Annotated in this window: 17 protein-coding genes and 1 pseudogene; 5 read left to right on the forward strand and 13 right to left on the reverse strand. The window is 45.8% G+C overall.

All coding sequences use genetic code 11. From position 1 onward, the window contains the following. Positions 1-20: 20 nt before the first annotated feature. Genes PAV_RS35380 through PAV_RS27220 form a run of 4 tightly spaced genes read right to left on the reverse strand, consistent with a single transcriptional unit; the run spans position 21 to position 796 of the window. Entirely contained in the window at positions 21-212 is a 192-nt protein-coding gene (locus PAV_RS35380) for a hypothetical protein (RefSeq protein ID WP_005551401.1), read from the reverse strand. Continuing rightward, positions 178-363, reverse strand: coding sequence for a hypothetical protein (locus PAV_RS33905; protein WP_005551403.1), 186 nt, complete (start codon positions 361-363; stop codon positions 178-180). The genes PAV_RS35380 and PAV_RS33905 overlap by 35 nt, the downstream gene beginning before the upstream one ends. Beyond that, a complete protein-coding gene (locus PAV_RS27215; RefSeq protein ID WP_005551405.1) occupies positions 360-602 on the reverse strand; it encodes a hypothetical protein in 243 nt (80 codons plus the stop codon). Before PAV_RS27215 ends, PAV_RS33905 begins: the two co-directional genes overlap by 4 nt. Continuing rightward, positions 599-796, reverse strand: a complete 198-nt coding sequence (locus PAV_RS27220; RefSeq protein ID WP_005551406.1) for a hypothetical protein — start codon at positions 794-796, stop codon at positions 599-601. Before PAV_RS27220 ends, PAV_RS27215 begins: the two co-directional genes overlap by 4 nt. 90 nt (positions 797-886) lie before the next feature. On the opposite strand from PAV_RS27220, the gene PAV_RS27225 reads away from it, so the two are divergent. Further along, entirely contained in the window at positions 887-1,357 is a 471-nt protein-coding gene (locus PAV_RS27225) for a hypothetical protein (protein ID WP_005551407.1), read from the forward strand. Positions 1,358-1,548: 191 nt separating this feature from the next. On the opposite strand, the gene PAV_RS27230 is transcribed toward PAV_RS27225, so the two are convergent. From PAV_RS27230 to PAV_RS27245, 4 genes are read right to left on the reverse strand one after another with little or no spacing between them, the layout of a single operon-like run. Further along, a complete protein-coding gene (locus tag PAV_RS27230) occupies positions 1,549-1,788 on the reverse strand; it encodes an AbrB/MazE/SpoVT family DNA-binding domain-containing protein (RefSeq protein ID WP_005551409.1) in 240 nt (79 codons plus the stop codon). A 26-nt stretch (positions 1,789-1,814) separates the two neighbouring features. Further along, positions 1,815-2,633: an ORF6C domain-containing protein gene (locus PAV_RS32800; RefSeq protein ID WP_005551410.1), complete on the reverse strand. Its 819-nt coding sequence runs from the start codon at positions 2,631-2,633 to the stop codon at positions 1,815-1,817. A 44-nt stretch (positions 2,634-2,677) separates the two neighbouring features. Then, a complete protein-coding gene (locus PAV_RS35385) occupies positions 2,678-2,824 on the reverse strand; it encodes a hypothetical protein (RefSeq protein WP_005551411.1) in 147 nt (48 codons plus the stop codon). Between the two features lie 52 nt (positions 2,825-2,876). Beyond that, positions 2,877-3,128: a helix-turn-helix domain-containing protein gene (locus PAV_RS27245; RefSeq protein WP_005551413.1), complete on the reverse strand. Its 252-nt coding sequence runs from the start codon at positions 3,126-3,128 to the stop codon at positions 2,877-2,879. Between the two features lie 155 nt (positions 3,129-3,283). Between PAV_RS27245 and PAV_RS27250 the strand changes: the two genes are divergently transcribed. From PAV_RS27250 to PAV_RS27265, 4 genes and pseudogenes are all read left to right on the forward strand, one after another. After that, entirely contained in the window at positions 3,284-3,913 is a 630-nt protein-coding gene (locus PAV_RS27250) for a LexA family protein (RefSeq protein ID WP_005551414.1), read from the forward strand. 11 nt (positions 3,914-3,924) lie between these two features. Next, positions 3,925-5,031 carry a recombinase family protein gene (locus tag PAV_RS27255; RefSeq protein ID WP_005551415.1) on the forward strand — a complete coding sequence of 369 codons (1,107 nt, stop codon included), beginning with the start codon at positions 3,925-3,927 and terminating at the stop codon, positions 5,029-5,031. After that, positions 5,018-5,341 (forward strand): hypothetical protein, encoded by a 324-nt coding sequence (locus tag PAV_RS27260; RefSeq protein ID WP_005551419.1) that lies wholly within the window; start codon positions 5,018-5,020, stop codon positions 5,339-5,341. Before PAV_RS27255 ends, PAV_RS27260 begins: the two co-directional genes overlap by 14 nt. Positions 5,342-5,364: 23 nt before the next feature. Next, positions 5,365-6,645: pseudogene (locus tag PAV_RS27265) on the forward strand (SpoVR family protein); the annotation flags it as partial. A 113-nt stretch (positions 6,646-6,758) separates the two neighbouring features. Here the strand turns inward: PAV_RS27265 and PAV_RS27270 are convergent. The 5 genes from PAV_RS27270 to PAV_RS27290 all read right to left on the reverse strand — a co-directional run bounded on the left by PAV_RS27270 (position 6,759) and on the right by PAV_RS27290 (position 13,227). After that, on the reverse strand, positions 6,759-7,511 hold the full coding sequence (locus PAV_RS27270) for a PIG-L deacetylase family protein (RefSeq protein ID WP_005551421.1): 753 nt from the start codon (positions 7,509-7,511) through the stop codon (positions 6,759-6,761). A 32-nt stretch (positions 7,512-7,543) separates the two neighbouring features. Continuing rightward, a complete protein-coding gene (locus PAV_RS27275) occupies positions 7,544-8,536 on the reverse strand; it encodes an N-acetylglucosamine kinase (protein ID WP_005551422.1) in 993 nt (330 codons plus the stop codon). Then, a complete protein-coding gene (gene argH / locus PAV_RS27280; RefSeq protein WP_005551423.1) occupies positions 8,536-10,044 on the reverse strand; it encodes an argininosuccinate lyase in 1,509 nt (502 codons plus the stop codon). The genes PAV_RS27275 and argH overlap by 1 nt, the downstream gene beginning before the upstream one ends. A gap of 3 nt (positions 10,045-10,047) precedes the next feature. Then, positions 10,048-10,395, reverse strand: coding sequence for a hypothetical protein (locus tag PAV_RS27285; RefSeq protein WP_238555934.1), 348 nt, complete (start codon positions 10,393-10,395; stop codon positions 10,048-10,050). Positions 10,396-10,686: 291 nt separating this feature from the next. Then, positions 10,687-13,227, reverse strand: coding sequence for an NEW3 domain-containing protein (locus PAV_RS27290; protein WP_005551427.1), 2,541 nt, complete (start codon positions 13,225-13,227; stop codon positions 10,687-10,689). Positions 13,228-13,261: the final 34 nt, after the last annotated feature.

Below are 13,261 nucleotides of genomic sequence, written 5' to 3' on the forward strand. Positions count from 1 at the left end.
CATGCGGCATATCCTTTGTGCTAATCAATCGAATGGCTTGCAAGTTCCTCACCTCTTCGCTTGTTTAAATCCCTGTACCGCTGCCACTGCATCTCACTATCGAAAACAAACATCTCTTTCCCTCGATGGTTAGCAATTCTTCCACCAACCTGTGACAACCGCCAGTGATCGAATTTATCAGCGCTGTACGATATTCGAATTGGCATTCTCATTCTCCCATTCCCTCCAATCTACTGGCACGTATACCATGACTCCGCCAACTGTCTCAGCGGCAATAAATGCACAATCTTTACAATGTGGTTCCATTTTATCTTCGTACACCACACAATCTGCAAGCTTTCCGCATCCACAAGTTGGCCTCATATCGTAAACCCTGCCGGTATACCATATTTGCGTTCAATCTGCTTCATCTGCGCCTGATACTGTGCAGCTTCTACACTGTTCTTTGCATCGAGATACATCCGGTATACTGGCATATACTCTTTGATTGCGCGACCAATCATCTTCTCTCGCCAATCTGCTGTAATTTGCACCATCAAGTCAATTGCTGATTCTCTTTCACCTTTGTTAAGCGAACGCCATGATTTCCCCTTGATAATCACACGATCACCCCCACATCTCCGCGGCAGCGTCTGCCGGTTGTATAACGCTTGTTCATACGTTTGAACTGCTTGTACCACTGATGCTTGACAGTTTCTTTCACCGTAACCCAGTACACTTTCTTTTTCTCAAGCTCAACAAACACTACTCCGCAGATTGTTAACTTATCCTTGGTGTAAGATTCATACATGTGCATTTACAATCACCCTTTCCTATATTTGGCTTTAATATGGTTCTATTTCCCTATACAATAGAGTCGTATCTACTTTTTCTAGGAGGAATCGATATGAGTGAACTTAAAATCCCAAAATCGTTCGACTATTTGATTGACTGTAAAGGCAACCATGTTGAAAGATTCTCTAATGCAATCGAGTTCTTAAAAACTTCCGAAAAATTCGATCAGTATCGAAATTCAAAAGTAGTATTGTTAACTCACTCCACACAAATTACTGGAGATGTATTTCACCTTGATGATGAAGATAGTGAAGATGATGAGTTTTCTTTTGCATTTACATCTGCAAAATCAATCGCAACTGCTACTAGAAATACGTTTAATGAAGCGATCATTGAGCACGAGAAAACACATACCGAGAAACCTATCTCATTCTCCAACGTTCACAAGGTGATTCATTTAAGAAACGCAGTTGTTATGCCGTTGGCAAATCCTGCAAACAAATTCAACTACCACTATTTAGCGGTTTATACTGATCAAGTTGTTGGACTATCGTTTGGAGAAGTTGAGATTGAACATCGCTGATATCTCCATAATTCAAGATTCTTGGAGCTACTACCGTAACTGTGGTAGCTTCTTTTCTTACTCCAACTTGCGCTACAGCTTCTTCATATTCTTTAACTGCCGATTCAAGTGATTCGATAGCCTTCTTCAATCTTTCCAAACCTTCGATTTCCACTTTCACTGATAATCTATTCATGTTCATTTCCCCTTTCTTAATTGGCTAACTCTTGAATGCACCGCTTGCAAATAGGCTTGTCCCTAAATGCTTCCAAGGCATCGGAACAACCACAGAACGTACAGCCTGGTTCATACTTTTGAAAAACAATGCGGCTGCCGTCCGTGAATATCTCCAACGAGGCCTTTTCTTCGATTCCCATCGTGCGGCGAAGCTCCGCTGGAATAACTACACGTCCTAATTCATCGATCTTACGAACAATACCAGTTGCTTTCATTTCAAATCCTCCTTGGTTAATTAGTTTTAGTTGCTTACCAATTGTTCTGTATTAGCCCCTAGAATCGCATAACGCAATTCTTCACTAGGCTTCCAAGCCCTCAAAACTTCCTTGCCACGCTCGAACTCTATAGATGGAGTGTCGCAATAACTTTCTATGTTGAAGGTATTCTTATAGTGCTTCCATAACTCATTGAAGGCTTTTGAAGCGAACTTCTTATATGCGACGCTGTTTTTACCACCAACTAAATCCATTACTACTGTATTGCCAAGCTTTCGCAACGACCGCTGCTGCCCATAGTCAATAGTCATGGTGTTTTCAAGCTTTCCAATGCGGCCATCCATAACCTGAAGCTTTTCATCGTGTATAAAAATTGCTCTTATCTCAGGACTTAGATCCTCCGGTTTAAAAACATTCGACAAGAAGGCTGCTGCCAATACATCTTTTGCTTTCAATTGATACTGGACTAAATTCTCCTTCGCTTCCCCTTCCAATGTGTTTGGACTGATTTTGGCTAACCATATCGGTAAGAAATCTAGTTCTAAAACAAGTACCTCTTGTTCACCGCTTTTAGTGGGGAGTATGAATTTTCGTACCCCTTGTTTCAGAACTATATCTGATTGGATTTTAGATAATTGATTGTTTCGCTGCCCCTCACGTAATCCTAATCCATCACATACCCAGCGAACGCCAACATAGACTTTTCCGTTATTCGCTTTAATCCCAAGCAACTCGGCTCCATTAAATGAAACTGCCTTGTGCTCTACTGGATAAATGGCAATCTCTTGTTCTTTTTGATTATCCATCCATCCTTGTATTGTTGATTCGAATCGGTCTCTGTTCATTCTGCTTTCCCCTTTCTATATGGGCTTGTCCCTCAAAGCAACTCTTACGAGCTGCTCGCTTCTAATAATTCAATTTCAGCATTATCATCTGGCGGTTTATAAGTCCCGTTTTCAATTGCCCGGAGTATTGCATTTAGGCAAATACTATGCAAATACTCTTCAACATCGGGCGGAAAAAGTTTTCTATCCATGATCACCCCTCCCTGAAATATAGTTATGATGCTAGGAAGATGGGACGACCCTCTAAATTGCTCGTCTCTTCATGATTTCGCTAAAAGCGGATTCCTTGCCAAAAAAAATATGGTCTCTCGGTGTTCGATACACTTTCTCGATCATCTCAACCTTGCTATAAGAGATGTTCCCAGAATCTTTTTCCCATAGCTGCAAGGTTCTTTTGCTTATATTCAAAAGTGTCGCTGCCTCTTCCTGCGAGTAACCGAACTTGATTCGTAATGATCGTAAAGTGTCTTTCATCCGTTCGGGAATAGCACTCATGTTCGTATCACCTCCTTGATTCACATTGTATTACGCTTAAAGCGGAATTGCAAGCACATATTTTCGTTTTAAGCGAATTTTTTTACATTTTTAGTGTTGTATATTTCGTTTAAAGCGGTATAATAATAAGTAAATAAAAAAACGAGGTGCGGATTGTGACTGATAGCAAACTTAAGGAAATATTCGCTAAAAACTTACATACTTTGAGAAAACAGAGGAACATGACGCAAGGTGATCTTGCTGAATTATTAGGCGTCGGAGTATCGACTGTATCAGATTGGGAAAAGGCTAAAAAGTTACCCCGAGCAGGAGTAATTGAAAACATCTCTTCTCATTTCAACATTCCCAAAAGCAAACTCTTTGAAGAAGAAAATGGTCGGAGTTATATGGGGGTCTCAGAAGTTGCAATGGTTCCTGTAATTAAGAATGTCCTAGCAAATGAAGATGTCGTGTCCCTTGAAAATGTCGAGAAGTTTGAAGCGACACCGCTTACATGGGTATCAAGTGGAGAATACTATTACATTAAAGCAAATGGAGATAGCATGGTAAATGCTCGAATTTTTGATGGTGATTTACTATTAATACAAGCCCAAGACGATGTTGAAGAAGGAGAAATTGCTGCTGTTCTTTTAAATGGGGAAATTGTATTAAAACGTATCTTCAAAAATGGAGGTATCGTGGTACTTCATTCTGAAAATCCTAACTACAGCCCCATCTTCGGTAATGACGAATCTTGTTCCTTTAAGATTATCGGAAAGCTAAAGAAAATTCTAATTGATATGTAGAGGTGGATTAAATGGTTGTAGGTATTTACATTCGCGTATCCACTGAAGAACAAGCTCAGCACGGATTCTCAATTGATGCGCAAAAGGAGAAAATGATAGCTTATTGTAAATCTCAAGGATGGCCGGACTTTAAATTATACATAGATGACGGGTATACAGGCACAAATATGGATAGGCCAGCTCTAAATAGGCTAATCCGACATGTAGAAAATCAAAAAATCAATCTTGTTGTTGTATATAAACTAGACCGACTAAGCAGAAAACAACGGGACGTATTGTATCTTCTGGAAGAAGTATTTGAAAAACATGATACTGGTTTCAAATCAGCAACCGAACCATTCGAAACAACAACACCATTTGGAAAAGCAATGATCGGGATTTTAGCAGTGTTCGCGCAGTTAGAACGAGATATGATTGTAGAAAGAACCACAACCGGGAGGAGACAACGAATACGTCAAGGAAAATGGTATGGGGGCAGACAACCGTTAGGATATTATTGGGACAGAGAAAAAGAAAAGTTGATTATTATACCTGATGAGGCAATGCTAATTAAGGCAATCTTTGATAAATACAAAGATGGTGAATCACGTCTTTCTATAGCTGAATGGGCACAGTCTCGTTGTAAAAGCCGAGTAATAGATCACGGAGTTGTTAGGGATATTCTATCCAGAAGAATATATATAGGCGAATTAAACGATTGTGGAACTTGGATAAAGGGTAACCATGAACCCATTATCGATTTAAAAACATGGCAAGCAGTTCAAAAGGAGATACATAACCGTGAAGAAGGTTCTTCTCCAAAAGGCGAATATCTACTTACTGGTTTGCTGAAATGCGGGGTATGTGGTGAAAACGTCGTTCACGTAAAAAGAATAACTAGAAGGTATGGGAAAGTATATGAATATCACTTGTATGCTTGTAAAAATCAGCATGTAAGGAGAAAAGACAGAAACAATAACTGCTCATTAGGATACCACAGGAGAGAAAATATAGAAAAATTTGTGACTGATCGATTAAAAGCGTTATCGCTTTTTCCTGAGAAAATCAAAGAAGCTCAACAAGCTCTAAAGGTCGAAGACAGTACGGAGTCAGCACTGTTATCACTTGAAGAAAATTAAAAAAATCACATCAAGCCTGGATAATCTTTATGAGGCTATTCAAGAAGGAGATCTAAAAGCGTCGTCAGTGAGCAGTAGAATAAGGACACTTGAAGAACAGAGAGAAGCTATTGAAAACAGTATTGAGGATATAATTGATTCAAAGCCCGTAAATAGCAGTAATGAGGATTTGTTCGACATTCTTAAAAATGTCGGCATGGCATGGGATTACCTTACAGAAGATGAACAAAAAACCATCATACGAAAAGTCATTAAATCAGTTACCTTACAAAAGGAAGATGATCCGATTGTTGAACTGAATTTTCTATAAGTTATTTTTCATATTTATTATGTTTCGCTAAATCCTTCCATAAAATGAAGATACAATATGACTTCGGGCTAAGCAAAATCTACGAGCTCGTCATTAATTCTAATCCGTGTTACGCCTTCCTGCTAGAAGGCAATTCACTCATCCAAAACAAGTTGATTGTGGCGCATGTGCTCGCTCACTGCGATTTTTTCAAAAATAACGCCCGCTTCTCGAATACAAACCGTAATATGGTAGAGAGCATGTCCGTTACGGCTGAACGTATCAATCAATATGAGATGGAGTATGGCACGCAAGCGGTGGAAAGCTTCATCGACGCAGTGCTCGGCATACAGGAGCATATCGATCCGAATGTCGTCAAGCCGCGCAATCTCGATAAGGAGCGTTATATGGAGCTGAAGCAGCGCGAGCTGCGGGAAGCACAGCCAAGCAAGCCTGGCCGATACGATGACTTGTGGGAGCTGGACAATGGAGGCTCTGCTGCTAAATCATCCAAGTCAAATCTCCATGAGTTTGCGAACCGCCCTTTCCCTCCAGAGCCGGAGAAGGACATCATCTGGTTCATCCAGCAGTTCTCGCCCGTTCTGGAGGATTGGCAGCGCGATATGATGTCCATGCTGCGCGATGAAATGCTCTACTTCTGGCCGCAAATCGAGACAAAGATCATGAACGAAGGCTGGGCTTCGTATTGGCATCAGCGTATTATCCGCGAACTTGATTTAAGCAGCGAAGAAACGATTGAGTATGCAAAGCTGAACAGCTCCGTCGTACAGCCGTCGCGCCATAGCCTGAACCCTTATTATTTGGGAATCAAGCTGTTCGAGGATATAGAGAAGCGCTGGGATAATCCTACCAAGGAAGAACGGGAACGGTATGGCCGTCAGCCCGGCCAAGGCCGCGCCAAAATCTTCGAGGTGCGTGAGCTCGAATCCGATCAATCGTTCCTTCGCAATTATTTGTCGAAGAAGCTGACCGAGGAACTGGATCTGTACATCTTTGAGAAAAAGGGGCCAGAGTGGAAAATAACCGATAAGTCCTGGGAAAATATTCGTGATCAGCTCGTCTATTCACGCGTCAACGGGGGATTCCCCTACATTACAGTTGAGGATGGAGACTACCAGCGTTCCGGCGAGCTGTATCTCATGCATCAATATGAAGGCGTTGAGCTGGATTTGAAATACGTAGAGCGGACGCTGCCTTATGTGTTTACCCTGTGGGGCAAGCCAGTACACGTAGAAACGACCGTCGATGACAAGCATGTTGTATTCACCTACGATGGCAAGAAGGTGTCACGGAAGTTTATTTAGCCCAGTAAAAAAGCTGGCTTTCCCTACCTCAAGGGCGCCAGCTTCTTTCATTTTGTAATCTATTGCGGAACGGTAATGTAACGGGACATCAAATTCTTCGCGTATTTCTAGTTTTAGTCCATCAAATCCAGCATCGGCAGCTCATCCAGCGGAAGTGCTGTCTTTTCCTGTCTAGGCTGACCGTTCGCACGGACTAACGTATAAAATTCATAATTGCAAATGACGGAATAATCGTTCTCCATGACGCCTGGGTAGGCGCGATTCACGGAGTAAATCTGGCTTCGATATGCTTGAAGCGCCTTACCCTTATGCTCGCGATAATCGCTAATATCGATTCTGGCCGTGATTGGACACTTATCCTTCGGGCCCGATTCTTTGCAGTAATCATAATAATGCGGGATTGACGTGTAATATAGCGACGGCTGCTTATTTTGCGGAAAATGGGCCTCCGCCAACTGTGCTGCCATCACCGTTGCTTTGGAAATTGCTATATGATCGAGATGTCCGGTCACTCCATCTGGCGGGAAGGTCACAATCGCATCCGGCTGCAGCTCGATAATCGTCGATGTGATGCGCTGCGCCAATTCATTTATATCGAGAGACTGTAATTCGCCGTCAGGATAACGATACAGTGCAATATCGGCCACGCCTAAAATCGAGCAGGCACTGCGCATCTCTTGTTCTCGAAATCGGGCGAGCTCTTCACGGGAAGAAAAATGGAATTCGCCTGATTTCCCCTTACATCCCGATGTGGCACATGCCAAATATACTTCATGCCCTGTACTGCTAAGCTTGGCAATCGTCCCACCCGCTGCGAAGGTCTCATCGTCGGGATGGGCGAAAACGAATAGCCATCTTTTCTTCATGTTCCTTCAGCCCCTTGCTGTTCTTATCTTCCTTATGACCGAGCAGGCATCTTCTTCTGCAAATAGGAAATTCCCATGGCTGTTACGCCATCAATGGGCTCCCTGCTTGCTTCGTGAAAGGATACCTTCGGCGCATATGCTTCTATCTTATGCATGAGTCGATTGCGAACGTGTCCTTCATGTCGAAGGACGCCGCCCTGTAAAATCATTGTAAACCGAGTATTCAACAAGGACAAGTGGTTTATTACCGCTGCTGCACCTTGAAATAGCTCATCTGCTGCCGCTACAAGGATTTGTGATGCCTCCCGATTGCCTGCAATCGCAGCTCGGTTCACAATTTCCGCTAGTTCACTTACCTTGTTAACGGAATATTCCTTGCTGTACGTCCAATTAAACAGCTCCTCCTCGTTGTTCACCCCCAAATGCAAAAGAATCCATTCTCCGAGCCCTGTGCTTGTTTCTCTACCGTCATACGATTTCAAAATGGTTCGTATCGCTTCCTTGCCGATCCAATATCCGCTTCCCTCGTCTCCGACGCGATGACCCCAGCCGCCTGCCCTAGCGGTCTGCCCATCGTCATTGACGCCAAAAATAATCGAGCCTGTCCCGGCAATGACCAATACACCGGGCTCACCGCCTGTCGCGCCAAGAAGAGCTGCATAGCCGTCATTCTCCACAATAACGTGATCCGCTTCAAGGGACAGCTTATTCAATACGCTCTGCACAAGGCCTGTTATGATTTGGCGATCATGCTCAGTGTCCAGACCAGCTAGGGCGAATACGGCACAATCGATCGCAACAGCCTCGTACGACATTCTGTATTCATGCCTGCGGCAGTAATCATGCAGTGCTGCTTCAATACCATGAGACAACGCGCGAATGACTTCGTCCCCGCCAACTCCCTGATAGTTCGAGGATCCTCCCTTGCCCTGTCCAAGAACAGTCCCTTCTCGATCCAGCAGCCTCACCAGACATTTCGTTCCTCCGCCATCTACCGCCAGCAGAGGAATGCGGTATGTCTCCATCAAGAACCACTCCACTCCATGATGACTTGATCCAGATGGATCATTGCTGCTTGTATGCTTCCTTCCGCTTGACCGAGCCAATTCGCATAACCGCTATGATCCTTCCATCGAAGCTCGATCATACGGCTGATCTCTTTCGGACTCGGCCCGCCTGGCAAGGAGCGTATATTTACAAAATGATCTGGATCGAGTGCTTCGCGCAGTGTCTTATCCGTTAGTGCAGTATCCCGTCCGATATGATGACGAGCACTTTCATTGACCATCGACAATGTAATTTCATTGGCTGCCAAGCCCTGCGCCACGGAATGCTGAACGACATCACTCACGATATGATGAGCCTTGCGGAAGGACAATCCATCAGTCCGAACTAGCGTATCCGCCAGCTCTGTTACCGTTGCGAAGCTGCCCCGTGTCCGTTCGCGCAGCACCTCTTTATTCACATCCATCGTGCCGATAACAGCAGCGAATAGCCGGTACATTTTATCCATAATCGCCAGGCTTCTCCACACATAAGGCTGCATATCGTCTTCCGTATCGACGATGTCTCCGAACGGGGTATTGTGAATCATCGTCAGCACCGTATTCGCATTCCCTACGCAGCTTGACAGCAATGCGCGCATATGCTCGAACGACACCGGGTTGCGCTTCTGCGGCATAATGGAGCTGATCTGTACGTAAGGGGCAGCCACCTTCAGCGCACTGAACTCCTGCGTACACCACAGCAGCATATCTTGAACGACACGGCCTAAATTAATCGCTGCCAGTTGAACACTAGTCGCTACTTCACCCAAATAGTCGGCGCCTCCGATCGCATCGTATGAATTATCGATGAGCTCATCGAAGGCGAGCAACTCCATCATCTGCTCTCTGCTGATCGCAAAGCCTGATGTCGTAAGCGCCGCCGCTCCCATACTGCTTCGGTTGCAATTCTTGTATGCCGCAATCATTCGTCGAATGTCGCGATTGAGCGAATCGACAACAGCCATGAAATAGTGAGCAAGCGTCGTTGGCTGCGCCTGCTGTGTATGCGTATAGCCGATCATGAGCGTATCCTGATGCTCCTTAGCAAACAAAAGAAGCTGTTCATTAAGCTGCAGCGCGGAAGATAATGTGACGATCAGCTTCTCGCGCAACACCATTCGATAAATTGCAATTCCCATATCATTGCGGCTGCGAGCCAAATGCAGGTTGCCCGCGATATCGCCTGCATGTTCAAGCAATTGATGCTCTACCTGAAAAAATAGATCCTCGAATTGTCCCGTATAGCTGGTCTGCTGGAGCGCCTTGAGGTCAATCGACTGAATGGCCCGAGCAATGGCTTCCGCTTCCTCATGCGTAATAAGCTGCTGCTTCTCCAGCATGATCAGATGCGCCTTATTGATCGCCATCATGGGATCAAGCAGGTGAGCTTTCGCTTCATTAAAAGCTGGTTCAAGCACAACCTCGGTATATGTTTTCCCCGGGAAAGCAGTCCCTTCTGTTTCCATCCATGTCTCACGGTATCCCATCGCTTAATAAGCCTCCTTGTTCATCTGTAACATAGTTCTCCTATCGAGCCACTCTCGTATGAGCAGGTTCATATTTCGGTTAGCCTCTTCTGCAATAAGCTGGCCTGACTCTAAAGAGCATTGATGTATATTTCTGGTATATCCATCCCAGCCTTGAGGGGTTCCTTTTACCAACACATAAGGCAGTGAAGATAAAGGAGGACATGAATCTAATTCCAAGTCCGACTCCTTCACGGTTACCTTCTCCGGATGCAGCGCCTTCACGGCAGACATTTCATACGGCCCGCCATGTCCTCTTCCTGCCGGGCCTTTGAACAGTCCGCATCGCTGCGTATATTCGACAATTTCCATCTGCTACTAGTTGATCAGAAGGAAGCTGGCATCGGGATAGGCTCCAGTTGCTGATTCTGCAACCGTTCGTGATGGGCCCATGAACTCCGATATTACATCCATATGCTCCTTCCTCCTCTGAGGTCTGCATCGTGCAGGGAGAAACCCTGCCTCGGCTTCGCTTCCCGTTGTACCAGCCATTGTAGTACGTGTGTAGCCCCGGCCCATGGGATCTCCCTGCCGATATCCTGATGGATAAAGCTCAATGAGACAATTTACTATACGATTCCAGTGATCCGTGAAGAACCACGATTACTGGTGCTGACTAATCATGTTCACGAACATTCGAATAGAGCCCGGAACCAGTGCCGGAATCTCGCGATACCACACGAGTGAACTGTACGTATATACACCTTTGCCATAGTTCGCGGTCAGAAATGTACCTGTAAATTCCTTCTCGCCCGGATCGCCATTGGATATAAGCTCCGTGTATTCCTTGCCCCACTCCGACGGATTATAGGCCGAGCGATCTTGAATCCAGTTGTTCCAATCCTGATCTGAGATTTTGTTCGGAGCGCTGAACATTGGATGTTCCGAAGCAAGCGTTGTAACCTTGGAATTCTCGTCCGTCACCCGCCATTGAATGAGCGGCGAACCGATCTTGATTGGGTACGGTGCAAGATCCGGCGACCACTTATCCTCCGGCTTATGATATTGCACGACCAGATTTCCGCCATTTTTCACATAATTCAATAAGCGCTGATTGCTCGGAATCAGCTCTGGACGGAAGGCATAGGCGCGAATGCCAAGCACAATCGCATTGTATGGAGAGAGATCGCCCGACTCAATATCCTTCGCATCCAAATTGACCACATTGACGCCTACTTGACGCAAATATTGATCAATATTATCAAAGCCGCTGGATACATAGCCTACCTTCCACTTCTCCGGTGTTTTCAAATCGAAGGCTTGAATTTGGAGCTCTGCGGGCTGCACGAGATAGGTCTTGCCGATATGCGGATATTGAATGACCTGCGTGCCTTGCGTGCTCTGCACATTGCCGTTCTTTGCAGTTGCTGTAACCGTGAACTTGCCTGGTCTTACATTCGACGCTGCCTTAACAGAGAAAGCAACAGACTTCGTCTCTCCCTTCGCTGCAAAGCTTAGCTCCTCAGCGGCAGGCTCGGATGTCCAGCCTGCTGGAACATTTAGAGAGACAGTCGCCTTAGATGCACCCGGCGTATAATTGCGTACCGTAACTTTCACAGGAATCGGCTCTCCCGGCTTCAGCGTATTCAGAATCGTAGCACTTGGGCTGAGTGTCATTGAGTATGGAGGCAGCACCGCAACTGCATTTTGCGGTGTTGCCTGCAAGGTTGTTGCCGTCTTATACGCTTCATAATCAACCTTCCCTTGGAACACTGAAGCCTCGTATGATTTGAATAATGGAGCATCTGCCGGAACCTTGACCTCGAATACAGCTGAAGCTGTCTCATTATAGCCAAGCTTCCCTGCGCTGGTCGTTCCGACTGGCGTTGCTGTCCAGCCTGCGGGCACGTTCAAACTGAGCTTTAAGCTGTTCAACTGGGTAGAACCGCCATTAAATGCTGTGACGACGACCTTCGTCGTCTGGCCAGCTACAAGTTCGTTGGCATCTGGCTTAACCTTCACCACAACAGATGCCGCTTCCATACTCGCCTTGTTCAACTGCTCTTCCTTCACATGAAGGCGGTGGAGCAAATCCTCCTTCGTCACTGCATCCAAGCTTGATTTCTTGACATCAGCAAGCGCAGTCTGCACGTCTGCCTTCATGCCGTGGACTTCCTTCAAGACGTTGGCGAAGCTTGGGTAAGCCGCCACAATCCTGTCTGCATCCTGCTGTAGAGCTTGCAAATCCTTCGCAATTTGATTGTCCTTGCTCTTCACGCTAATTTCCTTCGCCAAATCTGCAAAGGTAAATGCGATGCCGTCGAAGAAATCTTGCTCCTTTTCCTTCGTCTTCACCGTGCTCAAATCGAGCTTATAGTAGCTATCCCCTTGAGAGGCCCCCTCGTCATACACCCTTCCCATTCCTTGGCTCTTGTGCATGAAGCGCGACTCTTCCCCGAGCTGCAGGTAAGAGGCCCCATAGATGTTGTTGTACTCCCCAATTGGCGCTCTTACGGTATAATCCTTGTCGTTAGCAGGCAAATACAGCTTCTTGATCTGCCACGGCTGAAGCCCCTGCTTCAGATGCTCAGGATATACGTCAGGATTTGCTGCATCCTTGAACGCACGCACCGTAAGCACGTTAATCGTCCGATGATGACCATGCGTAGAGTTTTCATTCAAGAATGCAGGAATGATGACATCTGGGCGAAGCTCGCGTATTTTGCGAATTAAGCGCTCGTACGCAACTGATTCCCCCCATTTCTCCAGCGTTTCCTCTACACTCTTCGAGAACCCGAAGTCGAAGATTGGATCATTCAGTTGCTCGCCGAGCATTCCCAATGTCACATTCGTGATCTTGGATGCCTCCTGCAGTTCCCGAGTTCGTATAACCCCAAGACCCTGTCCAAGCTCACTTCCAATCTCGTTCTGTCCCCCTTCCCCTCTGACAGCGATCACACTTGACGTATTGATTCCTCTTCCCAGGGAAAGGTACGCCAAGGTCGCGCTGTGCTCATCATCAGGGTGAGCTCCCGTGTTCATCGCACTTGCGATCGTCGTCAGCGGCTTGATCGACTTCCATAAATCAACAATCCCCCGATCCGCTGATACGGTCTCGGCTTGCGTGGACAGCAGCACACTGCTTCCCAATACAACGCTTAATACGATGGAACAGAACGTTGAGGCCGACTTACCTTTGATCATCAAATCCCTCCTCGAATGGTGGAATAGTTATTCT

This window comes from Paenibacillus alvei DSM 29 (assembly GCF_000293805.1).
Classification (GTDB): domain Bacteria; phylum Bacillota; class Bacilli; order Paenibacillales; family Paenibacillaceae; genus Paenibacillus_B; species Paenibacillus_B alvei.

What these genes read in the sequence shown, in the direction of transcription:
- PAV_RS35380 (WP_005551401.1), bottom strand. Translation starts at nt 212, where the DNA reads ATGAGAATGCCAATTCGAATATCGTACAGCGCTGATAAATTCGATCAC.
- PAV_RS33905 (WP_005551403.1), bottom strand. Translation starts at nt 363, where the DNA reads ATGAGGCCAACTTGTGGATGCGGAAAGCTTGCAGATTGTGTGGTGTAC.
- PAV_RS27220 (WP_005551406.1), bottom strand. Translation starts at nt 796, where the DNA reads ATGCACATGTATGAATCTTACACCAAGGATAAGTTAACAATCTGCGGA.
- PAV_RS27225 (WP_005551407.1), top strand. Translation starts at nt 887, where the DNA reads ATGAGTGAACTTAAAATCCCAAAATCGTTCGACTATTTGATTGACTGT.
- PAV_RS27230 (WP_005551409.1), bottom strand. Translation starts at nt 1,788, where the DNA reads ATGAAAGCAACTGGTATTGTTCGTAAGATCGATGAATTAGGACGTGTA.
- PAV_RS32800 (WP_005551410.1), bottom strand. Translation starts at nt 2,633, where the DNA reads ATGAACAGAGACCGATTCGAATCAACAATACAAGGATGGATGGATAAT.
- PAV_RS35385 (WP_005551411.1), bottom strand. Translation starts at nt 2,824, where the DNA reads ATGGATAGAAAACTTTTTCCGCCCGATGTTGAAGAGTATTTGCATAGT.
- PAV_RS27245 (WP_005551413.1), bottom strand. Translation starts at nt 3,128, where the DNA reads ATGAGTGCTATTCCCGAACGGATGAAAGACACTTTACGATCATTACGA.
- PAV_RS27255 (WP_005551415.1), top strand. Translation starts at nt 3,925, where the DNA reads ATGGTTGTAGGTATTTACATTCGCGTATCCACTGAAGAACAAGCTCAG.
- PAV_RS27270 (WP_005551421.1), bottom strand. Translation starts at nt 7,511, where the DNA reads ATGAAGAAAAGATGGCTATTCGTTTTCGCCCATCCCGACGATGAGACC.
- PAV_RS27275 (WP_005551422.1), bottom strand. Translation starts at nt 8,536, where the DNA reads ATGGAGACATACCGCATTCCTCTGCTGGCGGTAGATGGCGGAGGAACG.
- argH (WP_005551423.1), bottom strand. Translation starts at nt 10,044, where the DNA reads ATGGGATACCGTGAGACATGGATGGAAACAGAAGGGACTGCTTTCCCG.
- PAV_RS27285 (WP_238555934.1), bottom strand. Translation starts at nt 10,395, where the DNA reads ATGGAAATTGTCGAATATACGCAGCGATGCGGACTGTTCAAAGGCCCG.
- PAV_RS27290 (WP_005551427.1), bottom strand. Translation starts at nt 13,227, where the DNA reads ATGATCAAAGGTAAGTCGGCCTCAACGTTCTGTTCCATCGTATTAAGC.